Source organism: Aquincola tertiaricarbonis (assembly GCF_023573145.1).
Lineage (GTDB): Bacteria > Pseudomonadota > Gammaproteobacteria > Burkholderiales > Burkholderiaceae_C > Aquincola > Aquincola tertiaricarbonis_B.
The window spans coordinates 23,846-46,321 of the sequence record NZ_CP097635.1 but is presented as its reverse complement, the minus strand read 5'-3'; the positions used below and the strand labels follow the sequence as shown (position 1 = coordinate 46,321).

The following is a 22,476-nucleotide window of genomic DNA, read 5'->3' as shown; positions in this document are numbered from 1 at the left end:
TGGCTGGCGTGAGTACGCTAACGTCATGCTCATGATAAGGAAGCGGCCATGACCATGCACATCGATCTTCCACCCGAGATGGAGACGTTCATCCGAGGCAAGGTCGCGGGTGGCAGCTACGACAACGCGACCGAGGTGATCCGTGATGCGCTGAGCCGCATGCAGGCGGATGAGGCGCGTGCACAGGCCTGGCGTGCGGCCATTCGCAAGGGCGACGACGAACTCGACCGCGGTGAGGGCATCCCCTACTGCGCCGAGACCCTGGACGGCATCACCGAAGCGGCCATGCGCGACATGAACAGCGGCAAGCGGGCGGACCCCGATGTCCTCCCCTGACTCTGGGCGGCGTGCCTTGCGAGCCGGCTGGGCGCTCCGTGCGTCAATCGCCCGCTTCTGCCCCCGCCTTTGCCCGCCAGAACGCGGTATCGAACAACTGCTCGGCGCCGCTGCGCTCGTTGCGCAGCCAGAACTGCCGGCCGTCGGTACTGACGCGGCACAGCTCGCCCACGTGGCGGCCGGCGCTCACGCGCTGGCCCAGCGCCTGGCCGGGAAAGCCCGGCTGCGTGGCCAGCTGCAGCAGCGACCGCACCGGCCGTGCATCGCCCGCCAGCCGCAGCCGGTGCACGATGGCGGCCAGCACCGGATTGGCTTCGTCGGCCGGTGACAGGCACACCACCACCTTGGCCTGCGCGCGGCTCAGCGCCACATTGATCAGCCGCCGCGCCTCTTCGGTCTGCAGGAAGGGCTGCGCGCCATCGGCGGGGTCGAACAGCACCAGCGGCGCTTCGCTGCCCTGCGCGCGGTGCACGGTGCTCACCTTCACCGCCTCGGGCAGGCCGCGGGCGCGCAGCCGCTGGCGGATCAGCGCACGTTGCGCGCGGAAAGGCGTCAGCACGATCATCTCGTGCGGCTGCCAACCTTCGGCCAGGCCGTGGGCCAGCAAGTCCGCGATGGCCTCGGCCGATTCATGCCGCACCGGGCCGCGCTCGGTGGCCGACCAGCCGCCATCGCGCCGGATGCGCTGCACATGCACCGCGGTGTCGGCCGGGATGTCGGCCAGCGCCCGCTGGCGCGCCGCGTTCCAGACCGGTGAGGCGCGGGCATCGTCGGCCACCCGCAGCAGGCCGTCGTAGAACAGGTCGCTCACGAGCTCGCCGATGGGCGCGGCCATGCGCGACTGTTCGTCCAGCAGCGCCACCGCCGGACCACGTGTCGGCTTGTGCGCAAAGGCCGAGCGGCCCAGCCAGCGCTGGGCGCCGCGGTCGCTGCTGCGCAGCACCGGTGACAGCTGCTGCGGATCGCCCGCGAAGAGGCGTGCCCGGCCCAGCGGCATCAGCGCCAGCGCATGCGCCAGGCTCACCTGGCTGGCCTCGTCGAACACCAGCAGGTCGAAGGGCGGCTCGCCCTCGGCCGGCGCCAGCTCGCGCAGCGTCTTGAGCGTGAAGGCGGCGCGGGTGGTCGTCATGCTGGCCAGCCGGCAGCGGCGCAGCACCTGCAGCGAAGCGGCGCGCAAGGCATCGCGCAGCTTGGCCACGCGGTCCGACCAGGCCTGCAGCGCCGCCGCATCGCGGGCTGGCGGGCGCGCCGCCTCGGCCCGCGCCAGCTGGCCGATCAGGTCCTGGTCGTCGGTGGGAATCAGGTGCTCGCGGCCGGCGTAGGCGGCGGCATCGAAGCGGGTGCCCAGCCGCTGCACGCCGCCCCGCCATTGCGGGCGACGGCCTTTTTCCAGCGCCTTGTCCACCGCCAGCGTGGCCAGGTCCACCGCATGGTTGGTGGTGGACAGCAGCAGCACGCGGGCCTGGGGCCGTGTGTCCAGGTACTCCGCCAGCAGAACGCCCAGCGTGGTGGTCTTGCCGGTGCCGGGTGGCCCCCACAAGAAGGCGCTGCTGTGCCGCACCAGGGCCAGCGCCTGCCGCTGCGCCGGCCGCAGCCAGCGGAAGGGCGCGCCGGTGAGCGCGGGGCCGTCGTCCACCGGCTGCGGATCCGTCAGGTCCGGCAGCGCGGCCAGCGCCTGCTCGGCCCAGGGGGTGTCCCACCAGGCATCGGCCACCGCATTCAAAAAGCGGGTGGGGTAGAGGCGGATCAGCGCATCCGGCCCCGGTGGCGGTGCGCTGGCGTTCTGCAGCACCAGCTGGTCGTCCTCGGGCACCACGGCCAGCACGCTGGCGCCGCCTTTGACGGGCGCGCCCCACCAGGCCGAGGCGCCGTCCAGGCTGTCGTCCAGCAGCGCCTGGGCCGAAGCCTGGCCCGGCCGCTGGCCCTCGGCATAGACATAGCCGGGCTCCAGCGTCACCCGCCACAGCGAGCCGTCGCGCTCGCTGCGCTGCACCTTGAAATCGTAGAACTCGGGCGTGGCGGCCAGCTCGGCTTGAAGGGCGGCGCGCAGGTCGGCAAGGCTCATGACGGCAAGGGCGGGGCGGTCGAACGGAACAGGGCTTTTGGGCGGGGGGCGGAGTTGACCATGTTTGGGCTGCGCGCGCCGCGGCCTTGCGTTACAACCCGGGTTCCTGCTGCCAGCCCCGCCACCGCCATGAGCGCCGTTCTCGACCGGTCGATCGCTTCTCCGCCGTTGCGGCCCACGCTGGCGCAGGCCATGGCCCTGCTGCGCCAGCCCAAGGTGGCGCTGGCCGTGCTGTTGGGCCTGGCCACCGGCATGCCGCCGGTGATGGTCACCGTCACGCTGGGTTTCTGGCTGCGCTCGGAGGGCATCGCGCTGGCGACCATCGGTTTTCTCAGCTGGGTGGGGCTGTTCTTTTCGTTCAAGTTCCTCTGGGCGCCCCTGGTCGATGCGCTGCGGCTGCCCTGGCTGGCACGGCGCCTGGGCCACCGGCGCGCCTGGATGCTGCTGGGCCAGCTGGGTGCGATCGCCGGCATCCTGGGCATGGCCGCCACCGGGCCGGGCGGCGGGCTGGGCCTGTTCGCGGCCTGGGCCATGCTCACCGCGCTGGCCTCGGCCACGCAGGACATCGCGGTGGATGCCTGGCGCATCGAGAGCGCGGCCGATGGCGAGCAGGAGGTGATGGCTTCGGCCTACGTGCTGGGCGTGCGGCTGGGCTATTTCGCGGGCAACGTGCCCATCTTCGCCGCCTCGGCCGCGCTCGGCTGGCCGCTGGCCTATGCCTGCGCCGCGCTGGGCGGCCTGGCCGGCCTGGCTGCGGTGGCCTGGGCGCGCGAGCCGGCGGCTGCGGTGCCGCTGCTCGGCATCGCCGAACGCGCTGGCCTGGATGGCCTGCTGCAGGCGCTGTGGCGGCCGCTGCCGCTGTTCTGGCAGCAGCATGGCCGGGCCAGCCTGCCGCTGGTGCCCCTGCTGGCGCTGTACTTCGTGCCCGACGGGTTGATCAACGCCATGGTGGCGCCGCTGTACGCCGACCTGGGCTTCAACGCGCGGCAGATCGCGGTGGTGCGCGGCCTGTTCGGCTTTCCGGCGATGTTGCTTGGCGTGGTGGCGGCCGGCTGGCTGGGCCTGCGCTGGGGCAGCGTGGTGGCGCTGGCCACCGGCGTCAGTCTGGCGGCGCTGTCCAACGCGGGCTTTGCGTTGCTGGCCTGGTCGGGCGGGCTGCGCAGCGTGTGGGTGCCGGCCGCGATGTTCGAGGGCTTCAGCGCCGGGCTGGCGGCGGCCGCGATGGTGGCGCTGGCCAGCCGGCTCACGCACCGGCAGGCCACTGCGGCGCAGTTCGCGCTGCTGTCTTCGCTGATGACGCTGCTGCCCGGCCTGCTCGGCGGGCTGTCGGGCGCGGCAGTGGAGGCACTGCAGGCCCGCGGCGGCCCAGCCCTGGACGCTTACGCCACCTGGTTCCTGCTCACGCCGCTGGCGGCGCTGCCGCCCCTGGTGCTGCTGGCGCTGTTGCGCCGGCAGGCTTCGTGCCCGGAGGGGCAGCCGTGATCGAGGGTGGGGCGGTTGACGGACGGGCTTAGCATCGGCCCATGCCCCCGCTTGTGCCAACGCCTCCTCCGCGCCGCGTGCTGCTGCTGCAGTCGGTGCAGCAGTCGCTGCGGCTGGCCGGCTGGCTGGCGGGCCTGGGCCTGCTGCCGGCCGGCCTGAGCGCGCAGGGCACGGAGGCAGCGCCGGTGGATGCGCGCCCTGCATTCCATGGTCGCTCGCTGGCGGCGGTGATGCGGGCCCTGGGCAGCGCCGCGCCGCGGCTCGATGAAGGCGTGCAGCTGGAGGTGCCCGACGTGGCCGAAAACGGCGCCGTGGTGCCGGTGCGGCTGGCCAGCACGCTGCCCGGCGTCACGCGGCTGGCGCTGCTGATCGAGCGCAACCCGGCGATGCTGTGCGCGCTGTTCGAGCCCGGCCCGCGCGTGGAGCCCGACTTCAGCCTGCGGGTGAAGATGGCTGAATCGACCGATGTCTATGCGGTGGCCTGGCTGGCCGATGGCCGGGTGCGGTATGCCCGCCACCGCTGCACCGTGGTGCTGGGGGGCTGCGCATGAAGCGCCAGGGATGTGGCCATGGCTGATGCGGTGCTGGTGCGTGCCCGCGCCACCGCCGATGGCCGCGCGGTGGTGCGGCTGCTGATGGCGCACGAGATGGAAACGGGCCTGCGCCAGGACGCGAGCGGCCAGCGCGTGCCGGCCTGGTACATCACCGAGGTGGTGGTGACGCTGGCCGGCCAGCCGGTGCTGCAGGCGCAGTGGGGCACCGCGGTATCGAAGAACCCCAGCCTGCAGTTCACGCTGCGCGACGTGCAGCCTGGCGACCGGCTTCAGGTGGCGTGGCTGGACAACCGCGGCCGGCGCGGCACGGGCGAAGGCGTGGTGGCCTGAGCGCCTGATCGGTTGCGGGGCTCAGGCCCCCCGCAGCCGCAGCGCCTCGATCACCAGCGCCAGCGCGGGCGACTGCTGCCGGCGTGACGGGTAGTACAGGTGGTAGCCGGCCTGGCGCGGCCACCAGTCTTCCAGCACCGGTTGCAGCAGGCCGGCTTGCACGTAGGGCTGTATCAGGTCCTCGGGCACGTAGCACAGGCCGCGGTCGTCCAGCGCCGCCTGCAGCATCAGCAGGGTGTTGTTCAGCACCACCTGGCCACCCACCTTCACCTGCAACTGCCTGCCGCGCTTCTCGAACTCCCACGCATAGAGGTTGCCGTGCGTGGGCAGCCGCAGGTTGATGCAGGCGTGCTCGGTCAGGTCGCGCGGTGTGCGGGGCCGGCTGCGGCCCTGCAGGTAGCCCGGCGACGCGGCCACCGCCATGCGGAAGTCGGGCGAGATGCGCACCGCGATCATGTCCTTGTCCACCCGGTTGCCCAGGCGCACCCCGGCATCGAAGCGCTGGGCAGCGATGTCGGTGAGCGCGTAGTCCACGCTCAGTTCGATCTGCACGTCGGGGTATTGCCGCATCAGTGGCAGCAGCCGCGGCCACAGCACGGTGCGTATCGCGTGGTCGTGGGAGGTGATGCGCACGGTGCCGGCCGGCGTGTCGCGTGCCGCGGTCAGCTGGTCCAGTTCGGCGTCGATGTCTTCGAAGCGGGGCGCCAGCACCTGCAGCAGCCGCTCACCCGCCTCGGTGACCGAGACGCTGCGGGTGGTGCGGGTGAGCAGCCGCAGGCCGAGCCGGGCCTCCAGGCCGGTGATCGCATGGCTCAGCGCCGATCGCGAGACATCCAGCTGCGCAGCCGCGCGGGTGAAGCTGCGGGTTCGCGCCACGGTGACGAAGGCCTGCAGGTCGGCGAGCGGGGTGCGTGGCATGGGCGGCTGGATTGGTGAATGTGGCGCACGAATTTGTTCAGTTTAGGCGTCTTCTCACACAGGACCGGCCTTCCTATAGTTCATCGCACCAGCTGAAAGGACGGTTCAATGTTCAAGCGCCTCATGGGCTGCCTCACCTGTGCAGCCATCGCCCACGGTGCCTCGGCCGAGCCGGCGCCCGCGGGCCAGAAGATCAGCCTGGCCCAGGAGCTGACCACGATGGACGGACCCGCCGAGACCTTCACCGGCGCGGTGCGGGTGACGCTGGCTTTTGCGGCCACGCCCGCCATGAATGCGTCGGGTGGCATCGTGCAGTTCCAGCCCGGTGCGCGCTCGGCCTGGCACACCCACCCGGCCGGCCAGCAGCTCATCGTCACCGAGGGCGTGGGGCTGACGCAGGAATGGGGCAAGCCCATCCAGCAGATACGTGCCGGCGACGTGGTCTGGTGCCCGCCCGGCGTCAAGCACTGGCATGGCGCCGCGCCCGGCAGCGCGATGACGCACATCGCCATCACCGGCGTGGTGGCCGGCAAGGCCGTGGACTGGCTGGAGAAGGTGAGCGATGCACAGTACCTCGGACGCTGAAGCCCCGGCCTGCTGCAGCCGCCGCGCCCTGCTGGGCATGGCGGTGGGCGTGGCCTGCACCGCCGCCATGGCCGATCCGCTGCTGACCGACCCGCAACTGGCCATCGGCCCCATCGCCGCGGCCACCGCCGCTGGCGACATGGGCCGCCTGTCAGCCGCGCTCGACCAGGGCCTGGACGCCGGCCTGACGGTCAACGAGATCAAGGAAGTGCTGGTGCAGCTGTACGCCTATGCCGGCTTTCCGCGCAGCCTGAATGCGCTGGCCGAGTTCATGAAGGTGCTGGAAGCGCGCCGGCAGCGCGGTGTTGCCGATGCGCAGGGCCGCGCCCCTGGTCCCTTGCCACCGCCTGAGCAGATGCTGGCGGTGGGCACAGCCAACCAGACGCGTTTGACGGGCGCACCGGTGAGGGGGCCGCTGTTCGAATTCGCGCCTGCCGTCGACCAGTACTTGAAGACCCATCTTTTCGGCGACATCTTCGCGCGCGACAACCTGGACTGGCGCCAGCGCGAGCTGGCCACCGTGGCCGCGCTGTCGGCCCTGACGGGCGTGGCCTCGCAACTGCAGGCGCACATCCGCATCAGCCTGAACGTCGGGCTGACCATCGCGCAGTTGAAGCAGCTAGCGGCCACGCTGGCCGATGCGGGGCAAACCGACGCCGGTCAGTGCTTGCAGGCGGCGCTGGACGCCCACCCGGGTGGCTGAGCTGCCTGCAAGCCACTGGGAAAGCAAGGGAGGCTGGCGGCGAAGTTGAATCCGGCTCGTTCAGCCGTGGCGCTCGACGCCTGGTTGCTGGCATCGCACACATACAGGGCCACTCGGCCCTGTGCCGTGATCTGGTCGCCGAGCCGGGCCACCAGCGCACTGGAGATGCCCCGGCGCCTGAAGGCCCGCGCCGTGTACACCTGCTGGATGGCCGCGTGCGGGCCGTGCTGAACCACCGCATCCGCCACGGCGACGACCATGCCACCCACTTCGCAGACCATGAACTGGGACAGCCCGCCGAAGTCCTCGATCAGCAACTGCGGACGGCCGAGCAGCGCGCCGATTTCCTCGTGCAGCACCTGTGTCTCGAAGTCCTCCATGCAAAGCGGACGTACGCCCTGTGTGCTGTGGTCCCGCGCTCGTGGCGCGGTGCGGACGTAGTGCCTGTCGATGGCCGGCGCGCTCACCATGGCCTCGCTGAACGGCTGCACCAGCGCGACGCCGTCGTTGGCATCTCGCTGGCCAAGTTCTTCGGCCAGCGTCGCAAGCCGCGATGGGTGACGCACCAACGCCCACAGATCCGGCACTTCAGGCAAACCGGACAGCGAGCCGCCGAGCGCCCATTCACCTGTCTCGGCGCACCAGAGGGCTGTGGAAGAAGGGGCCTTGGCCGCCACATGCCGGGCGAACACCGCATGAACGGTCTCGGGCAGCAGGCCGAGCAGCTCACCGGCTTGCACGGCCTGGAACCGGCGGGCTGGCCCGGAGAGCATCTGTCAACCCGCCGTCGGATACACCCCCTCCCCATGCGCCGCCGCCCGCAGCGCCGGCTGCTGCTCGGCCCAGGCGGAGAGCGCGCTGAGGTGGGGGTGTTCGGCCGCGGGCAGCAGCTCGGGGTGCATCTGCTGGCTGAAGAACCACACCACCGCGGCGGTGATGCCGGCATCGTCCAGCTGCGGCGGGCGGCCGGCCAGTTCGCTGTCCAGCAGGCGGTAGGCGGTGGTCATCTGCTCAGTCACGCGGGCCAGCCAGGGCTCGTGGCGCTTGTCGGCCGGGCGCACATGGTGCTCGTAGACGATCTGCACGCTTTTCTCGCAGGCGGCCAGCGCCAAGCCGGTCAGCCGCAGCGATGGAGCATCACCCGGCTGCAGGCGGCGGCCGGCCAGGCCTTCGGCGTACAGCAGGATCAAGGTGGAGTCCATCAGCACCGTGCCGTCGTCGCATAACAGCGTGGGCGCCTTCACCACCGGGTTGATCTGGCGGAACTGGTCGATGCCGCGGAACACCGAGATCGACTGGTGCGTGAAAGGCAGGTCCAGCTGCTGCAGCGCCACCGCCACGCGGCGGACATAAGGCGAATCGAGCATGCCGATGAGTTCCATGGGGCTCACTTCCTGAAGTTGAACAAGGAGGGTATCAACCGGCCGCAGCCCGGCCCTGCAGCACCTTGAGCACCGCGCTGGCCAGGGTCTGCGCATCCACCGGTTTGACCAGGTGGTGCACGAAGCCGGCCTGGCTGGTGGCGGCCAGGTCGCGCTCGCTGCCGTAGGCCGACAAGGCGATCGCCGGCAGCCGGCGGTCCAGCTGGCGCACGCGTTCCAGCACGTCGAAGCCGGTGGCGCCGTCGGCCAGCCGCAGGTCGCTCACCAGCACATCGAAGGCGGCGCTGCGCAGCAGCTCGGCCGCGGCGTCGGGCGCAGGCGCCAGCGCCACCCGGGCGCCCAGCGCCCCCAGGGCCTGCGCCGTGGCCTCGGCCACGTCGGGTTCGTCTTCCACGTACAGGATGCGCAGGTCGAGCAGCGGCTGGTCGTTGCTCTCGGCCGTCGGGCGGGCCGGTGTGGCCGCCATGGTGGTCGAGTTGGCCGCCAGAGTCGGGGGCGTGGCACTGGCCTGGGCGCCTGCCACACGGGCCGCCTCGGCCACGTCCAGGCCGGGGCTGCGCGCAGCGCCCAGCAGCTCGGCGATCATGCGTGACTGCAGCTGCACGTTGTGCTCCAGCCGCTCGAAGGCGCGGGCCGTGGCCTTGGCATCGAGCTTGCCGCTCTTGAGCAGACCCACCCACGACAGCAGCGCCTGCAGCGGCGTGCGCAACTCGTGCGACACATGGGCCACGAACTCGCCCTTCAGGCGGTTGGCCTCCTGCGCCTCTTGCAGCAGGTGCACGCGCTCGGCTTCGGCGGCGCGGCGTTCGGTGATGTCTTCGCAGATGGCGCCCACATGCACCGTGCCGCCCGCGCCGGCCACCGGAAAGTAGCTCACCGCATAGCTGCTCAGCCCGGCCCGGCCGGGCACATGGCCGCTGACCTCCAGCCCCAGCAAGGGCTGGCCTGTGCGGCGCACCGTGGCCAGGTGGCCGCCGACCTCGTCGGCCAGCGTGGGCACCATGTCGGCCAGGCTGCGGCCGGCATGGTCGGCGGTGGGCGCGCCATTGATGCGGCCCAGCGCCGGGTTCACGCGCACGTAGCGGTCGGCGTCGTCGAACACGGCGATGCCGGTGGGCACCGCGTCGAACAGGCCGTCCAGCAGCGCGGTGGCCTCGGCCAGCGCGGCGGTGCGCTGGGCCACGCGCTGCTCCAGCTCGGCCTGGATGCGGCGCAGCTCGGCCTCGGCCTGGCAGCGGGCGCGCACCTCGTCTTCCAGGGCGGCCTTGGCCTTTTCCAGCTGCTGCACCGAAGGCAGCGTCAGTGCCCGCGGCAGCGCCGCCACCAGCGCGAAGGCCGTGGTCACCGACACGGCGGCCGTCACGGCCTTGATGCCACCGGCCAGCCAGTAGTCGGGGTTCCACAGCGTCCACACATCCATCAGGTGGGTGATGCCGCAGGCCACGATGAAGGCGCCGAACAGCAGGTACATCGGCCCGAAGGGCAGGTCGGGCCGCCGCCGCACGAAGTACAGCAACGTGATCGGGATGGACAGGTAGGCCAGTGCGATCAGCGTGTCGCTGGCCACGTGCAGCCACAGCAGGCCGGGTATCCAGGTCAGGCAGAAGCCGTGCGGCAGGAAGCCGTCGCCGAAGCTGCGTTGGGCCCACCAGACGCTGGCCATCAAGGCCAACGCGCCGGTGAGGGAGGCAGCGATCCAGGCCTTGTGATGGTTTTTGTTGCTCATGGTTACGTCCGGCAGCTTGGGCGCGATTCTCACCCCTGGCCGCCGAAAGGGTCATCGCGCCTCAATCCGGCGTGCGCCACCGCACCGACAGCGCGGTCAGACCGCTGGCCGTGGCCAGCGCCGTGACACCGGCCCAGCCCCATTGCGCCAGCGCCAGGCTGCCCAGCGCCGCACCGGCGGCCATGCCCACGAACACGCCGACGAACAGCACGGCGTTCAGGCGGCTGCGGGCGCCGGGCTCGATGCCGTAGACGATGGTCTGGTGCGCCACCAGCGTGGCCTGTATGCCCAGGTCGAAGCCCAGCGCGGCCAGGCCCAGGGCCCACAGCTGCGCAGCCGGCGGCAGCAGCGGCAGCAGTGCCATCGACGCGAACGAGACCGACACCAGCCCCGCACCCAGCCGGGTGACGTGCGCCGGGCCCGAACGATCGGCCAGCCGGCCGGCCAGCGGCGCGGCCAGCGCACCCGCCGCCCCCGCCAGGCCGAAAGCACCGGCCGCGGCGCTGCCCAGGTGGAAGGGCGCGCCATGCAGCATCACCGCCAGCGTCGACCAGAAGGCGCTGAAGCCCACCGACAGCAGGCCCTGCGCCCAGGCCGCGCGCCGCAGCGCGGGATGGCGCCGCCACAGCTTGGCCAGCGAGCCGAGCAGGGCGCCGTAGCCCAGCTGGGTGGTGGGCCGGAAGCGCGGCAGCCCGCGCCACACCGCCGCCCCCACCGCCACGATGCTGAGCGCCGCCGCGATGAACACCACCCGCCAGCCGAAATGCTCGGCCACGAAGCCGCTGACCACGCGTGACAGCAGGATGCCGCCCAGCAGCCCCGTCATCACCGTGCCCACCACCTTGCCGCGGTGCGCCTCGGGCGCCAGCGTGGCGGCGGCGGGCACCACGTCCTGCGCCAGCGTGGCCGTCAGGCCGATGGCCAGGCTGGCCGCCAGCAGCCAGCCCACCGAGGGCGCCGCACCGGCCACCAGCAGCGCCAGCGCCAGCAGCCCGGCCTTGATGACGATGATGCGGCGGCGGTCGTAACGGTCGCCCAGCGGCGCCAGCAGGCCGATGCCCAGCGCGTAGCCCAGCTGCGTGAGCATGGGAATGCCGCCCACCGCGCGCTCGCTGGCGCCGATGTCCGGCCCCAGCACGCCCAGCATCGGCTGGCTGTAGTACAGCGAGGCGACGGAGAGCCCGGCCGCGCCGGCGAGCAGGGCCACCAGGCCGGTGGACAAGGGCGCCGTGGCCGCGGGGGTGGCGGGCGTGGCATGCGTTGCATGAATGGTTGACATGAGGAAGAAGCCGGTTGATCTGCGGTGCCCGCAGTGTGGCCAGGCGCCCGATCCCCGTGTAGTAGCGCCAGGCGTAGATTGCTCATACATTGGGCGTATGAGCAGCCCCGAATCACCCGCGCCTTTGTCGCTGGACCGCATCGCGCTGATGCAGACCTTCGTGCGCATCGTCGAGGCGGGCAGCCTCTCGGCCGCGGCGGCGCAGCTGGGCACCACCCAGCCCACCATCAGCCGCCGGCTGCAGGCGCTGGAAAGGGCGTTGGGCCTGCCGCTGCTCAAGCGGTCCACCCACACCATGAAGCTGACCGAAGACGGCGAGCGCTGCTACCACCGTGCCCGTGCGCTGCTGTACGACTGGCAGGCGCTGGAAGCCGACCTGCGCGGCGCGGTGGACGAGCCCGAGGGCACGCTGCGCGTGGTGGTGCCGCATGCCTTCGGCCAGCAGCGGCTGGTGGCGCCACTGGCCGATTACCTGCGCCGCTGGCCGCGGGTGTCGGTGGAATGGCTGCTGCACGACGGCACGCCCGACTTCGTGGCCGATGGCATCGACTGCGCCATCCACGTGGGCGCGGTCACCGATCCCTCGGTGGTGGCGCTGCGCCTGTCCGAGGTGCCGCGCATCGTGGTGGCGGCGCCCTCGGTGCTGGCCGGCCGGCCGCCGCCCGCGCAGGCGCAGGCACTGGCCGAGCTGCCCTGGCTGGCGCTGCGCACCTACTACCGCGACAGCATCACGCTGACGCATGAGGCCACGGGCGAGCAGGCCACGCTGGCGCTGCGCCCGCGCATGGCCACCGACAGCCTGTATGCGCTGCGCAGTGCCGCGCTGGAAGGCCTGGGCGTGGCCGTGGGCTCGGCCTGGCTGATGGCCGAAGACCTGGCCGCAGGCCGGCTGCTGCAGCTGGTGCCGCAGTGGCGGGCCGAGCCGCTGCCGGTGTGGCTGGTCTATCCGCCGGGTCGCTGGCAGCCGGCGCGGCTGCGGCGGTTCATCGAGGTGATGCGCGGCGCGATGGCCGCGACCGCCTGGGGCGGGCTGCAGGAGGGCGCATGGAGCTGACCGACATCGACCTCAACCAGCTGGTGCTGTTCCAGCAGCTGATGCGCGAGCGGCGCGTGTCCAAGGTGGCCGAGCAGCTGGGCCTCACGCAGCCGGCCGTCAGCAACTCGCTGGCCAAGCTGCGCCGGCTGCTGGGCGACGAGCTGTTCCTGCGCACGCCCGCCGGCATGGTGCCCACGCCGTTTGCCGAGCAACTGGCCGGCCCGGTGGGCGAGGCGCTGGCCCTGATCCACGGCGGCCTGAACCAGCAGGTGGTGTTCGATCCGGCCAGCGTCAAGCGCTCGATGACCATCGGCATGACCGACATCGGCGAGATCGTGTTCCTGCCCGTGCTGATGGAGCGGCTGCGGCAGATCGCGCCCGGCATCACGCTCAACACCGTGCGCAATGCGGCCACCCACCTGCGTGAAGAGATGGAGTCGGGCCAGGTGGACCTGGCCATCGGACCACTGCCGCAGCTCAAGGCCGGCTTCTTCCAGCGGCGGCTGTTCAGCCAGCGTTATGTGTGCCTGTTCCGCCAGGGCCACCCGCTGGACAAGCCGCGCCTGAGCCTGGCCGACTTCCAGGCCGCCGAGCACCTGACGGTGGTGTCCGCCGGCACCGGCCATGGCGCGGTGGACGAACTGCTTCGCAAGTCGGGCATCCACCGCAACGTTCGGCTGAGCGTGCCGCACTTCGTGGGCGTGGGTCACATCCTGCGGCAGACCGACCTGGTGGCCACCGTGACCGAGCGGCTGGCCGACAGCCTGAGCGGTCCCTTCCAGCTGACGCACCGGCGCCATCCGGTCAAGCTGCCGCAGGTCGCGATCAACGTCTTCTGGCATGCCAAGGTGCACCGCTCGCCCGCCCACCAGTGGCTGCGCGGCGTGGTGTTCGAGCTGTTCGGCGACGCCTGACATTCAATCCGGTGATGTGGTGTATTCACGCGATTGCATTGCGTGATGGCCCGGGCCCGCCAATGATGCGGGCCAACGACGAACACATCACAGGAGACAAGCATGCAGGAGTGCCCCGTCACGGTGTTTCCGCAGCAGCTGCGCTGGGAAACCGATGGCACCAGCCGCATCCCCTTCCAGGCCTACACCGACGAGCAGGTGTACCGCCAGGAACTGGACCGCTTCTTCTACCGCGGCCACTGGTGCTACGTGGGGCTGGAAGCCGAGATCCCCCACGCCGGCGACTTCAAGCGCACCGTGGTGGGCGAGCGCTCGGTGCTGATGGTGCGCGACAAGGACGGCAGCATCCACGTGGTGGAGAACGTCTGCGCCCACCGCGGCATGGCCTTCTGCCGTGAGCGCCATGGCAACCGCGAGAGCCTGACCTGCCCCTACCACCAGTGGAACTACAGCCTGTCGGGCGACCTGCAGGGCGTGCCGTTCCGCCGCGGCGTCAAGCAGGACGGCAAGGTCAACGGCGGCATGCCGGCCGACTTCAAGCCCGCCGACCATGGCCTGACCAAGCTCAAGGTGGCGCGGCGTGGCGGCGTGGTGTTCGCCTCCTTCGACCCCAGCGTGCAGCCGCTGGAAGACTTCCTCGGCCCGCAGATCCTGGGCTACTTCGATCGCCTCTTCAACGGCCGGCCGTTGAAGATCCTGGGCTACAACCGCCAGCGCATCCCGGGCAACTGGAAGCTGATGCAGGAGAATATCAAGGACCCGTACCACCCGGGCCTGCTGCACACCTGGTTCGTCACCTTCGGCCTCTGGCGGGCCGACAACAAGTCGCAGCTGGTGATGGACGAGCGCCACCGCCATGCGGCCATGGTGTCCACCCGCGGCAATGCCGGCCAGGCCGGGCAGGTGACGCAGGTGTCCAGCTTCAAGGACAGCATGCAGCTGCACGACGCACGCTTCCTGGACATCGTGCCCGAGCCCTGGTGGGGCGGCCCCACCGCGGTGATGACCACGGTGTTTCCCAGCGTCATCTTCCAGCAGCAGGTCAACAGCGTGTCTACCCGCCATATCCAGCCCGACGGGCATGGTGCCTTCGACTTCGTGTGGACGCACTTCGGCTTCGAGGACGACAGCGAGGAGATGACCCAGCGCCGGCTGCGCCAGGCCAACCTGTTCGGCCCGGCGGGCTTTGTGTCGGCCGACGACGGCGAGGCCATCGAATGGTCGCAGGCCGGCTTCGAGAGCAAGCCCTTCCACCGCACGCTGGCCGAGCTGGGCGGGCATGGCGTGGAGAACACCGACCACATGGTGACCGAGACGCTGATCCGCGGCATGTACGCCTACTGGCGTGAAGTGATGGAGGCTTGAGCGATGAGCCGTCTTCGCATCGACTTTCAAGACTACGCCGAGCTGCTGCAGCTGTACGCCGACTATGCCTCGGCGCTGGACAGCGGGCAGTGGGACGCCTGGCCCGGCTTCTTCACCGACCCCTGCGTATACAAGCTGCAGCCGCGCGAGAACCATGAACGCGGCTTTCCGCTGGCCACGCTGGCCTTCGACAGCCAGGGCATGCTCAAGGACCGCATCTACGGCATCCAGGAGACGCTGTTCCACGACCCCTACTACCAGCGCCACGTGGTGGGCGCGCCGGTGGTGCGCCGGGTGGACGCCGACGGCCGGCTGCATGCCGAGGCCAACTACGCGGTGTTCCGAACCCGGCTGTCGAAGGAGAGCACGGTGTTCAACGTGGGCCGCACCATCGACGAGGTGGTGCGTACGCCCGAGGGCCTGAAGTTCGCTTCACGGCTGGTGATCTACGACAGCGAGATGATCCCCAACTCGCTGATCTACCCCATCTGAGGAGACGGCGATGACGACGAACTGGATCGACGCCGCCGCCGAAGGCGACGTGCCGCCCGACGATGTGATCGGCGTGGCGGTGGCTGGCCGCGACATCGCGCTGTATGGCGTGGAGGGCCAGGTGTTTGCCACCGACAACCTGTGCACCCACGGCCATGCGCGGCTGTGCGACGGCTTCCTCGAAGGCCATGAGATCGAATGCCCGCTGCACCAGGGGCGCTTCGACGTGCGCTCCGGCCAGCCCACCTGCGCCCCCATCACCGAGGCGGTGCGCTGCTACCCCGTGAAGATCGAAGCCGGCCGCGTGTGGCTGGCGCTCGACTGACCGCCGCCCCTTCCAGGAGAGCTTCATGGATGCCCAGCGACCCCCGGTCGCGGCCGCCGCATGCGCCGCCCCGGCCTGCGCGGCCGACACCATCGTCATCATCGGCGCCGGCCAGGCCGGCGGCTGGGCCGCCCACACCTTGCGGCAGGAGGGCTGGGCCGGCCGCATCGTGCTGCTGGGCGACGAGCCGCATCCGCCGCATGAACGGCCGCCGCTGTCCAAGGCGGTGCTGGCCGGCACCGCGGCGCCTGAAAGCACCGCGCTGTTCAAGCCCGAGGCCTTCGCCGCCCTGAACCTGGATTGGCGCCCCGGGGTGCGCGCGCAGCGCATCGACCGCGCGGCACGCCAGGTGCTGCTGCAGGACGGCAGCGCCATCGGCTACCACCGCCTGATCCTGTGCACCGGCGGTCGCGCCCGGCCGTTGCCCGTGCCGGTGGACGCCGCGGTGCAGGTGCACCTGCTGCGCACCATCGGCGATGCGCTGGCGCTGGCGCCGCGGCTGCAGCCCGGCCGGCAGCTGGTGGTCATCGGCGGCGGCTGGGTGGGGCTGGAAGTGGCCGCCACCGCCCGCAGCCGCGGCATGGCCGTCACCGTGGTGGAAGCGCAAGGCCGGCTGTGCGAACGCACCGTGCCCCGCGATGTCTCGGAGCACCTGCTGGCGCTGCACCAGGCGCAGGGCACGCAGGTGCTGCTGGGTGCGGTGGTGGAGCGGGTGGAGGCCGGGGCCGGCGCTGCCGTCGTGCACCTGGCCGATGGCCGCACGCTGCAGGCCGACACCGTGGTGGCTGGCATCGGCCTGCTGCCCAATGACGAGCTGGCGCGCGAAGCCGGCCTGGACTGCGACGGCGGCGTGCTGGTGGACGACACCTGCCGCACCAGCGACCCGCACATCCTGGCCGCGGGCGACGTGGCGGTGAGCTTCAACCCCTGGGCTGGCCGGCGGCTGCGGCTGGAGTCGTGGCAGAACGCGCAGGAGCAGGGCATGGCGGCGGCGCGGTCTGCCCTGGGCCGGCTGGTGAGCTACCAGCCGCTGCCGTGGTTCTGGTCCGACCAGTACGGCATGAACCTGCAGATCCACGGCATGCCGCTGCCCACGCACCAGGCGGTGCTGCGGGGCACGCCCGGCAGCGGCAGCTTCCTCGTGTGCTACCTGAACGGCGCGGTCATCGAAGCCGCCCTCGGCCCCAATGCCGCCAAGGACCTGCGCTTCGCGCGCCGGCTGATCGAGCAGCGCAAGCCCATCGACCCGGCCCGGCTGGCCGACCCCGCCATCCCGATGTCGCGGCTTTGATCCGCGGCACGACAACACACACACAACCCAGGAGACAAACCCATGCGTCGCATCGACGTTCAACGGCTGGCCGACGAGGCCCGCTTCAACCGCTTCCACCTCGGCGTGCTGTGCTGGTGCGCCCTCATCATCATCTTCGACGGCTACGACCTGGCCGTGGTCGGCATCGCGCTGCCCGCCATCATGAAGGACCTGGGCGTGGACCCGGCGCAGGCTGGCCTGATGGTCAGCTCGGCGCTCTTCGGCATGGTGTTCGGCGCCATCTTCATGGGCACCATCGCCGACCGCATCGGCCGCCCCCGGGCCATCGCCATCTGCGTGGCCCTGTTCAGCGTGTTCACCGCGGCAGCGGGCTTCACGCACGATCCGCTCGGCTTCGCGCTGATGCGCTTCCTGGCCGGCCTGGGCATCGGCGGCGTGATGCCCAACGTGGTGGCGCAGATGACCGAATACGCGCCCAAGAAGATGCGCGCCACGCTGGTCACGCTGATGTTCAGCGGCTATGCGGTGGGCGGCGTCATCGCCGCGCTGCTGGGCAAGGGCCTGATCGAAAGCCACGGCTGGCCGTCGGTGTTCCTGGCCGCGGGCCTGCCGGTGCTGCTGATCCCGTTCATCCTGCGCCAGATGCCCGAGTCCATGGCCTTCCTGATCGCGCAAGGGCGCCAGGCCGAGCTGCAGCGCATCGCCGCCGCGCTGGACCCGGCCCATCGGCCGGCCGAGGGCGACGTGTTCACGCTGCCTGCGCAGGACAAGGCCGTGGGCGCACCCATCCGCCAGCTGTTCCAGGACGGCCGCGGCTTTTCCACCTTGATGTTCTGGGTGGCCTTCTTCATGTGCCTGTTCATGGTGTATGCGCTCAGCTCCTGGCTCACCAAGCTGATGGCCGGCGCCGGCTACAGCCTGGGCTCGGCGCTCACCTTCGTGCTGGTGCTCAACGTGGGCGCCATCGTCGGCGCGGTGGGCGGCGGCTGGCTGGCCGACCGCTTCCACATCAAGAAGGTGCTGGCCGGCATGTATGCGCTGGCCGCCGTGTCCATCACGCTGCTGGGCTACCGCATGCCCACCGAGGCGCTGTTCCTGGTCGTCGGCCTGGCCGGCGCCTCCACCATCGGCACGCAGATCGTGGCCAATGCCTATGCCGGCCAGTTCTACCCGATGGCGGTGCGTGCCACCGGCCTGGGCTGGGCGCTGGGCATCGGCCGCAGCGGCGCCATCCTGGCGCCCATCGTCATCGGCGTGCTGGTGGGCATGAACCTGCCGCTGCAGCAGAACTTCGTCGCCATCGCCATTCCGGCCGTCATCGGCATGGTCGCGGTGCTGCTGATCGACCACCGCCGGTCGGCCGTGCATCCCTTTTCCCGCACCCTTCAAAAGGCCCCCCAATGAGCGCCATCGCCTACCTCTTCAACCCGCCCGCCGTTCCTTCGCTGCCCGTGCGTGGCCGCAGCGAGCGCCTGCCCGTGCAGCGCCTCTTCTTCGTCGGCCGCAACTACCACGCCCATGCGGTGGAAATGGGCCGGCCGGTCGACAAGTCGGTCGAGGTGCCGTTCTACTTCACCAAGAGCCCGTCCACGCTGGTGGAGTCCGGCGCCACCGTGGCCTACCCGCCGGGCACGCGCGACTTCCAGCATGAGATGGAACTGGTGCTGGCCATCGGCGCGCCGGGCTTCCGTGTCACCCAGGCCGATGCTGCCGCGCTGGTGGTCGGCTATGCCTGCGGGCTGGACATGACGCGCCGCGACCTGCAGCTGGCCGCGCGCGACAAGGGCCGCCCCTGGGACCTGGGCAAGGACGTCGAAGGCTCCTCCGTGGTGTCCGAGATCGTGCCCATGCCCGGCCGCGTGCTGGCCAGCGGCGCACTGTCGCTGCGCGTCAATGGCCAGGTGCGCCAGCAGTCCGACCTGGGCAAGCTGATCTGGAACATCCCCGAGCTGATCGCCGACCTGTCGCAGTACTACCACCTGCAGCCGGGCGATCTCATCTTCACCGGCACGCCCGAAGGCGTGGGCCCGGTGCAGCCGGGCGACCGCATCGACGGCGAGATCGAAGGCGTCGGCAGCATCGTGCTTCACGTCGGCGCGGCCGAGTGAGGCGGCCATGCTGCAGCCCCTCACGCCTGAAGACAGCCCGCCGTCTGCGGTGCGGCTGAAGGCCGTGGCCGGCCCCGGCCAGCCCGAGCCCACGCCCGCGCTGGACGCGCTGTACCGCGGCTTCGAGCAGGAACTGCTGGTGCCGCTGTGGACCGAGATCGGCGGCCTGATGCCGCGCCAGCCGCGCTCGCAGGCGCAGCCGCACCTGTGGCGCTGGGACCGGCTCAAGGCCCTGGCGGCCGAAGCCGGCCGCATCGTGCCGGTGGGGCGGGGCGGTGAGCGGCGGGCCATTGCGCTGGCCAACCCGGCGCTGGGCGGCCGGCCCTTTGCCACGCCCACGCTGTGGGCCGCCATCCAGTACCTGATGCCGGGTGAAGACGCGCCCGAGCACCGCCACACCCAGCATGCCTTCCGCTTCGTGGTGGAAGGCGAGGGCGTGTGGACGGTGGTCAACGGCGATGCGGTGCGCATGTCGCGCGGCGACTTCCTGCCGCAGGCCGGCTGGCACTGGCATGCCCACCACAACGCCGCCAGCCAGCCCATGGCCTGGATCGACGGGCTGGACATCCCGTTCTCGTACTACACCGAGAGCCAGTTCTTCGAGGTGGGGCGTGAGCGCATCAGCGCCGCCGAGAAGACCACGCCCGAGCGGTCACGCGCCGAGCGGCTGTGGGGCCACCCCGGCCTGCGGCCCTTGTCGCAGCCCGATGCGCCCACCGCCACGCCGCTGCTGGCCTACCGCTGGGTGGACACCGACCGTGCGCTGGCCGACCAGCTGGCGCTGGAGGCCGAAGGCCACGCCGCCACCGTCAGCCCCGGCCATGCGGCGGTGCGCTTCGCCAACCCGGCCAACGGGCGCGACGTGCTGCCCACCATCCGCGCCGAGATGCACCGGCTGCGCGCAGGCGCCAGCAGCCTGCCGCGGCGTGAGGTGGGCTCGTCGGTGTTCCAGGTGTTTGAAGGTGCGGGCACGGTGACGGTGGGCGAGCGAACCTGGACCGTGTCGCGCGGCGACCTGTTCGTGGTGCCTTCCTGGGTGAGCTTCAGCCTGACGGCCAGCGCCGATGCCGGGCTGGACCTCTTCCGCTTCAGCGACTCGCCGATCTTCGAAGCCCTGCATGCCCACCGACAGGAAACCACCGCATGAAGCTCCACAACTTCTTCCGCAGCGGCACCTCGCACCGGCTGCGCATCGCGCTGCAGCTCAAGGGCCTGGCCTATGACTACGTGCCGGTGGACCTGCGCACCGAGCAGCACCAGGGCGCCGCCTTCAAGGCGCTGAACCCGCAGGGCCTCGTGCCCGCGCTGGAGGTGGACGGCCAGGTGCTGATCCAGTCGCCGGCCATCATCGAATGGCTGGAAGAGACGCATCCCACGCCGCCGCTGCTGCCGGCCGACCCGGCCGCACGCGCCCGGGTGCGCGCCTTGGCCGCGCTGGTGGGCTGCGACATCCACCCGCTGAACAACCGGCGGGTGCTGGAAGCGCTGCGGCACGACTTCGCAGCCGATGAAGCTGCCGTGCAGCGCTGGTGCGCCAGCTGGATCGAAGCCGGCTTCGACGCCTACGAGGCCTTGCTGGCGGCCGACCCGGCGCGCGGCAACTTCAGCTTCGGCGATGCGCCGACGCTGGCCGACGTGTACCTGGTGCCGCAGGTGGAAAGCGCCCGCCGCTTCAAGGTGGACGTGGCGCGCTGGCCCCGGCTGCACGCGGTGGACCAGGCCTGCGGCCGGCTGGAAGCCTTCCGCCGCGCGGCGCCGGCGGTGCAGCCGGACGCCGGCTGAGGCCGTGCCCGGCGCCCGCCGCTACAGCGCCAGGAAGTGATGCACCTCGGGCCGGCCCGGCCCGACGTGGTAGCGCACGGCCTCGGCCTGCAGGTCGGCGTCGGCCTGGGACACGCGCTGGTGCTGGCGCAGGTGCTCGGCCCAGCTTTCCACCAGGAACCACTCCATCACCCGCTCGGGGTCGGCGCTGTGTTCGGTGATGCCCCAGGCGTAGGCGCCGTCGCGCCGCCGCTCGATGGACAGCCGCCGCAGTGCGGCCAGGAAGGCCGGGCGATCGGCCTTGCGGATGCGGTACTCCACCTGGATCATCACCGGCCCGCGGTCGTGGGCCACCGGCTCGGCCAGCAGCGGCTCGGGCCAGTGGTTGCTGGGTTGCAGGTCGGCCTCGCCACTGGGCAGGCGCACGCGGTGGAACAGCAGGGCCACGATCACCAGGCCCACGGCGCCCACCAGCAGCGTGGCCGGCACGCCCAGCAGCTGCGCCACCAGGCCCCAGCCCAGGCTGCCGGCCGCCATGGCACCGTTGAACACCGTGAGGTACACCGCCAGCCCGCGGCCCCGCACCCAGTTGGGCAGGATGGACTGGGCCACGCCGTTGAGCGTGGTCAGCGCCACGATCCAGCCCAGGCCCAGCAGCAGCATGAAGGCCACCGCCAGCCCCTGGTGGCGCACCAGCACCAGCCCCAGCATCACCACCGCCGCCAACAGCGAGGCCAGCAGCACCAGCCCGTCGGGGCCCATCCGCTGGCGCAGCCGCGGCAGCAGCAGCGCGCCGGCAATGGCACCGGCCCCCACCGCCCCCAACAGCACGCCGTAGTAGCCGGCGGTGCCGCCCAGCAGCTGGCGGGCCACCAGCGGCAGCAGGGCCCATACCGCGCTGGCAAAGAGGAAGAACACGGCCGAGCGCAGCATCACGCGGTGCAGGTCGGTGCTGGCACGCGCATACCGCAGCCCGGCGCGGAAGGCGCCGAGGAAGTCTTCCGACAGGCCGGTGTCGGCCGGGGCCGGACGCTTCCACCACAGCAGCGCGCCGATCACCAGCACGTAGCTGGCCACGTCGGCGCCGTAGGTGATGCCGGCGCCGAAGCTGGCCAGCAGCAGCCCGCCCAGGGCGGGCCCGATGGCACGCGCGATGTTGATGCCCAGCGAGTTGAGTGCCACCGCGCCCTTCAGGTCGGCACGCGGCACCAGCTCGGGCACGATGGCCTGCCAGGTGGGCGCCATCAGCGCGCCGCCGATGCCGCCGATGAAGGTGAGGGCGATCAGCCATTCCACCGTCAGCGCACCGGTGTGCGACAGCACCATCAGCGAGGCGCTGACACCGGCCAGCACCAGCTGCACGAAGATCAGGAAGCGCCGACGGTCCAGGATGTCGGACAGCACGCCCGCCGGTATGGCCAGCAGGAACACCGGCAGCGTGGCCGCCGTCTGGATCAGCGCCACCGCGGTCGGGCTGGCCGACAGGTCGGTGACCAGCCAGGAGCTGGCCACGTCGCGCATGAAGCTGCCCACGTTGCCCAGCACCGTGGCCACCCACAGCACCGCAAAGCTGACATGGCGCAGCGGGGCGAAGCTGCTGGCGGGGGCGGCATTGGCAGTGGTCAAGGCGGGGCCTTCAGATGTCGGTCATGCAGATCGTGCCAGGCCACCAGCAGGAAGCCGCCGGCCAGGCCCAGGTGCTCGAAGAAGGCATTGGTGGCCATGAAGCGCTCGGGGCCACTCAGGGTCCAGAAGCGCAGCGCCAGGAAGGTGGCCGCCAGCGTGAAGGCGGCCAGGGCCAGCGCGCCCAGCCAGCGCAGCGCGCGAGGAGGAAACAGCGCC

General features: G+C 71.4%; 23 protein-coding genes and 1 pseudogene. 16 read left to right on the top strand and 8 right to left on the bottom strand.

What is annotated here, in order from left to right; translation table 11 throughout:
- The first annotated feature begins 48 nt into the window (after positions 1-48).
- Complete coding sequence (locus MW290_RS00245) at positions 49-336, top strand: type II toxin-antitoxin system ParD family antitoxin (protein WP_250195356.1); 288 nt, start codon at positions 49-51, stop codon at positions 334-336.
- Positions 337-379: 43 nt separating this feature from the next.
- On the opposite strand, the gene MW290_RS00240 is transcribed toward MW290_RS00245, so the two are convergent.
- On the bottom strand, positions 380-2,401 hold the full coding sequence (locus MW290_RS00240; protein ID WP_250195355.1) for a DEAD/DEAH box helicase: 2,022 nt from the start codon (positions 2,399-2,401) through the stop codon (positions 380-382).
- Between the two features lie 129 nt (positions 2,402-2,530).
- Here MW290_RS00240 and MW290_RS00235 point away from each other — a divergent pair, with 129 nt between their 5' ends.
- Genes MW290_RS00235 through soxZ form a run of 3 tightly spaced genes read left to right on the top strand, consistent with a single transcriptional unit; the run spans position 2,531 to position 4,767 of the window.
- The gene (locus tag MW290_RS00235) at positions 2,531-3,883 is read left to right on the top strand and encodes an MFS transporter (protein ID WP_250195354.1); all 1,353 of its coding nucleotides are present in this window, start codon (positions 2,531-2,533) and stop codon (positions 3,881-3,883) included.
- A 41-nt stretch (positions 3,884-3,924) separates the two neighbouring features.
- Positions 3,925-4,434, top strand: a complete 510-nt coding sequence (locus tag MW290_RS00230) for a thiosulfate oxidation carrier protein SoxY (RefSeq protein WP_250195353.1) — start codon at positions 3,925-3,927, stop codon at positions 4,432-4,434.
- An 18-nt stretch (positions 4,435-4,452) separates the two neighbouring features.
- Positions 4,453-4,767, top strand: coding sequence for a thiosulfate oxidation carrier complex protein SoxZ (gene soxZ / locus MW290_RS00225; protein ID WP_250195352.1), 315 nt, complete (start codon positions 4,453-4,455; stop codon positions 4,765-4,767).
- A gap of 21 nt (positions 4,768-4,788) precedes the next feature.
- Here the strand turns inward: soxZ and MW290_RS00220 are convergent, their stop codons facing one another.
- Entirely contained in the window at positions 4,789-5,685 is an 897-nt protein-coding gene (locus tag MW290_RS00220) for a LysR family transcriptional regulator (protein WP_250195351.1), read from the bottom strand.
- Positions 5,686-5,793: 108 nt separating this feature from the next.
- Between MW290_RS00220 and MW290_RS00215 the strand changes: the two genes are divergently transcribed.
- Both MW290_RS00215 and MW290_RS00210 read left to right on the top strand, forming a co-directional pair.
- The gene (locus tag MW290_RS00215; protein ID WP_250195350.1) at positions 5,794-6,270 is read left to right on the top strand and encodes a (R)-mandelonitrile lyase; all 477 of its coding nucleotides are present in this window, start codon (positions 5,794-5,796) and stop codon (positions 6,268-6,270) included.
- 37 nt (positions 6,271-6,307) lie between these two features.
- Positions 6,308-6,973, top strand: a complete 666-nt coding sequence (locus tag MW290_RS00210; protein ID WP_375142843.1) for a carboxymuconolactone decarboxylase family protein — start codon at positions 6,308-6,310, stop codon at positions 6,971-6,973.
- On the opposite strand, the gene MW290_RS00205 is transcribed toward MW290_RS00210, so the two are convergent.
- The 4 genes from MW290_RS00205 to MW290_RS00190 form a co-directional block, all read right to left on the bottom strand.
- Positions 6,931-7,713, bottom strand: a complete 783-nt coding sequence (locus MW290_RS00205) for a GNAT family N-acetyltransferase (RefSeq protein ID WP_250195349.1) — start codon at positions 7,711-7,713, stop codon at positions 6,931-6,933. The two genes, MW290_RS00210 and MW290_RS00205, sit on opposite strands and share 43 nt — an antisense overlap.
- A 36-nt stretch (positions 7,714-7,749) precedes the next feature.
- Positions 7,750-8,355, bottom strand: a complete 606-nt coding sequence (locus MW290_RS00200) for a glutathione S-transferase (protein ID WP_250195348.1) — start codon at positions 8,353-8,355, stop codon at positions 7,750-7,752.
- 34 nt (positions 8,356-8,389) lie between these two features.
- Positions 8,390-10,081 carry an ATP-binding response regulator gene (locus MW290_RS00195; RefSeq protein ID WP_250195347.1) on the bottom strand — a complete coding sequence of 564 codons (1,692 nt, stop codon included), beginning with the start codon at positions 10,079-10,081 and terminating at the stop codon, positions 8,390-8,392.
- Between the two features lie 61 nt (positions 10,082-10,142).
- A complete protein-coding gene (locus MW290_RS00190; RefSeq protein ID WP_250195346.1) occupies positions 10,143-11,360 on the bottom strand; it encodes an MFS transporter in 1,218 nt (405 codons plus the stop codon).
- Between the two features lie 97 nt (positions 11,361-11,457).
- Here MW290_RS00190 and MW290_RS00185 point away from each other — a divergent pair, with 97 nt between their 5' ends.
- The 10 genes from MW290_RS00185 to maiA all read left to right on the top strand — a co-directional run bounded on the left by MW290_RS00185 (position 11,458) and on the right by maiA (position 20,655).
- Positions 11,458-12,414 (top strand): LysR family transcriptional regulator, encoded by a 957-nt coding sequence (locus MW290_RS00185; protein WP_250195345.1) that lies wholly within the window; start codon positions 11,458-11,460, stop codon positions 12,412-12,414.
- The gene (locus MW290_RS00180) at positions 12,405-13,310 is read left to right on the top strand and encodes a LysR family transcriptional regulator (protein WP_250195344.1); all 906 of its coding nucleotides are present in this window, start codon (positions 12,405-12,407) and stop codon (positions 13,308-13,310) included. The genes MW290_RS00185 and MW290_RS00180 overlap by 10 nt, the downstream gene beginning before the upstream one ends.
- Positions 13,311-13,412: 102 nt before the next feature.
- Complete coding sequence (locus tag MW290_RS00175) at positions 13,413-14,675, top strand: aromatic ring-hydroxylating dioxygenase subunit alpha (protein ID WP_250195343.1); 1,263 nt, start codon at positions 13,413-13,415, stop codon at positions 14,673-14,675.
- 3 nt (positions 14,676-14,678) lie between these two features.
- Entirely contained in the window at positions 14,679-15,167 is a 489-nt protein-coding gene (locus MW290_RS00170) for an aromatic-ring-hydroxylating dioxygenase subunit beta (RefSeq protein ID WP_250195342.1), read from the top strand.
- Between the two features lie 10 nt (positions 15,168-15,177).
- Entirely contained in the window at positions 15,178-15,492 is a 315-nt protein-coding gene (locus tag MW290_RS00165; RefSeq protein WP_250195341.1) for a non-heme iron oxygenase ferredoxin subunit, read from the top strand.
- 25 nt (positions 15,493-15,517) lie between these two features.
- Positions 15,518-16,783, top strand: coding sequence for an NAD(P)/FAD-dependent oxidoreductase (locus tag MW290_RS00160; protein ID WP_250195340.1), 1,266 nt, complete (start codon positions 15,518-15,520; stop codon positions 16,781-16,783).
- Between the two features lie 42 nt (positions 16,784-16,825).
- Positions 16,826-18,169 (top strand): MFS transporter, encoded by a 1,344-nt coding sequence (locus tag MW290_RS00155; protein ID WP_250195339.1) that lies wholly within the window; start codon positions 16,826-16,828, stop codon positions 18,167-18,169.
- Positions 18,166-18,873, top strand: a complete 708-nt coding sequence (locus tag MW290_RS00150; RefSeq protein WP_250195338.1) for a fumarylacetoacetate hydrolase family protein — start codon at positions 18,166-18,168, stop codon at positions 18,871-18,873. Before MW290_RS00155 ends, MW290_RS00150 begins: the two co-directional genes overlap by 4 nt.
- A 7-nt stretch (positions 18,874-18,880) precedes the next feature.
- A complete protein-coding gene (locus tag MW290_RS00145; RefSeq protein ID WP_250195337.1) occupies positions 18,881-20,020 on the top strand; it encodes a cupin domain-containing protein in 1,140 nt (379 codons plus the stop codon).
- Complete coding sequence (gene maiA, locus MW290_RS00140) at positions 20,017-20,655, top strand: maleylacetoacetate isomerase (RefSeq protein WP_250195336.1); 639 nt, start codon at positions 20,017-20,019, stop codon at positions 20,653-20,655. Before MW290_RS00145 ends, maiA begins: the two co-directional genes overlap by 4 nt.
- 21 nt (positions 20,656-20,676) lie before the next feature.
- Here the strand turns inward: maiA and MW290_RS00135 are convergent, their stop codons facing one another.
- Both MW290_RS00135 and MW290_RS00130 read right to left on the bottom strand, forming a co-directional pair.
- Entirely contained in the window at positions 20,677-22,260 is a 1,584-nt protein-coding gene (locus MW290_RS00135) for an MFS transporter (protein WP_250195335.1), read from the bottom strand.
- A pseudogene (locus tag MW290_RS00130) lies at positions 22,257-22,457 on the bottom strand (DoxX family protein); the annotation flags it as partial. The pseudogene MW290_RS00130 and the gene MW290_RS00135, both read right to left, overlap by 4 nt.
- Positions 22,458-22,476: the final 19 nt, after the last annotated feature.

What these genes read in the sequence shown, in the direction of transcription:
- MW290_RS00180 (WP_250195344.1), top strand. Translation starts at nt 12,405, where the DNA reads ATGGAGCTGACCGACATCGACCTCAACCAGCTGGTGCTGTTCCAGCAG.
- MW290_RS00145 (WP_250195337.1), top strand. Translation starts at nt 18,881, where the DNA reads ATGCTGCAGCCCCTCACGCCTGAAGACAGCCCGCCGTCTGCGGTGCGG.
- MW290_RS00230 (WP_250195353.1), top strand. Translation starts at nt 3,925, where the DNA reads ATGCCCCCGCTTGTGCCAACGCCTCCTCCGCGCCGCGTGCTGCTGCTG.
- MW290_RS00220 (WP_250195351.1), bottom strand. Translation starts at nt 5,685, where the DNA reads ATGCCACGCACCCCGCTCGCCGACCTGCAGGCCTTCGTCACCGTGGCG.
- MW290_RS00190 (WP_250195346.1), bottom strand. Translation starts at nt 11,360, where the DNA reads ATGTCAACCATTCATGCAACGCATGCCACGCCCGCCACCCCCGCGGCC.
- MW290_RS00165 (WP_250195341.1), top strand. Translation starts at nt 15,178, where the DNA reads ATGACGACGAACTGGATCGACGCCGCCGCCGAAGGCGACGTGCCGCCC.
- MW290_RS00150 (WP_250195338.1), top strand. Translation starts at nt 18,166, where the DNA reads ATGAGCGCCATCGCCTACCTCTTCAACCCGCCCGCCGTTCCTTCGCTG.
- MW290_RS00185 (WP_250195345.1), top strand. Translation starts at nt 11,458, where the DNA reads ATGAGCAGCCCCGAATCACCCGCGCCTTTGTCGCTGGACCGCATCGCG.
- MW290_RS00215 (WP_250195350.1), top strand. Translation starts at nt 5,794, where the DNA reads ATGTTCAAGCGCCTCATGGGCTGCCTCACCTGTGCAGCCATCGCCCAC.
- MW290_RS00240 (WP_250195355.1), bottom strand. Translation starts at nt 2,401, where the DNA reads ATGAGCCTTGCCGACCTGCGCGCCGCCCTTCAAGCCGAGCTGGCCGCC.
- MW290_RS00160 (WP_250195340.1), top strand. Translation starts at nt 15,518, where the DNA reads ATGGATGCCCAGCGACCCCCGGTCGCGGCCGCCGCATGCGCCGCCCCG.
- MW290_RS00170 (WP_250195342.1), top strand. Translation starts at nt 14,679, where the DNA reads ATGAGCCGTCTTCGCATCGACTTTCAAGACTACGCCGAGCTGCTGCAG.
- MW290_RS00155 (WP_250195339.1), top strand. Translation starts at nt 16,826, where the DNA reads ATGCGTCGCATCGACGTTCAACGGCTGGCCGACGAGGCCCGCTTCAAC.
- MW290_RS00175 (WP_250195343.1), top strand. Translation starts at nt 13,413, where the DNA reads ATGCAGGAGTGCCCCGTCACGGTGTTTCCGCAGCAGCTGCGCTGGGAA.
- MW290_RS00245 (WP_250195356.1), top strand. Translation starts at nt 49, where the DNA reads ATGACCATGCACATCGATCTTCCACCCGAGATGGAGACGTTCATCCGA.
- soxZ (WP_250195352.1), top strand. Translation starts at nt 4,453, where the DNA reads ATGGCTGATGCGGTGCTGGTGCGTGCCCGCGCCACCGCCGATGGCCGC.
- maiA (WP_250195336.1), top strand. Translation starts at nt 20,017, where the DNA reads ATGAAGCTCCACAACTTCTTCCGCAGCGGCACCTCGCACCGGCTGCGC.
- MW290_RS00235 (WP_250195354.1), top strand. Translation starts at nt 2,531, where the DNA reads ATGAGCGCCGTTCTCGACCGGTCGATCGCTTCTCCGCCGTTGCGGCCC.
- MW290_RS00210 (WP_375142843.1), top strand. Translation starts at nt 6,308, where the DNA reads ATGGCGGTGGGCGTGGCCTGCACCGCCGCCATGGCCGATCCGCTGCTG.
- MW290_RS00195 (WP_250195347.1), bottom strand. Translation starts at nt 10,081, where the DNA reads ATGAGCAACAAAAACCATCACAAGGCCTGGATCGCTGCCTCCCTCACC.
- MW290_RS00200 (WP_250195348.1), bottom strand. Translation starts at nt 8,355, where the DNA reads ATGGAACTCATCGGCATGCTCGATTCGCCTTATGTCCGCCGCGTGGCG.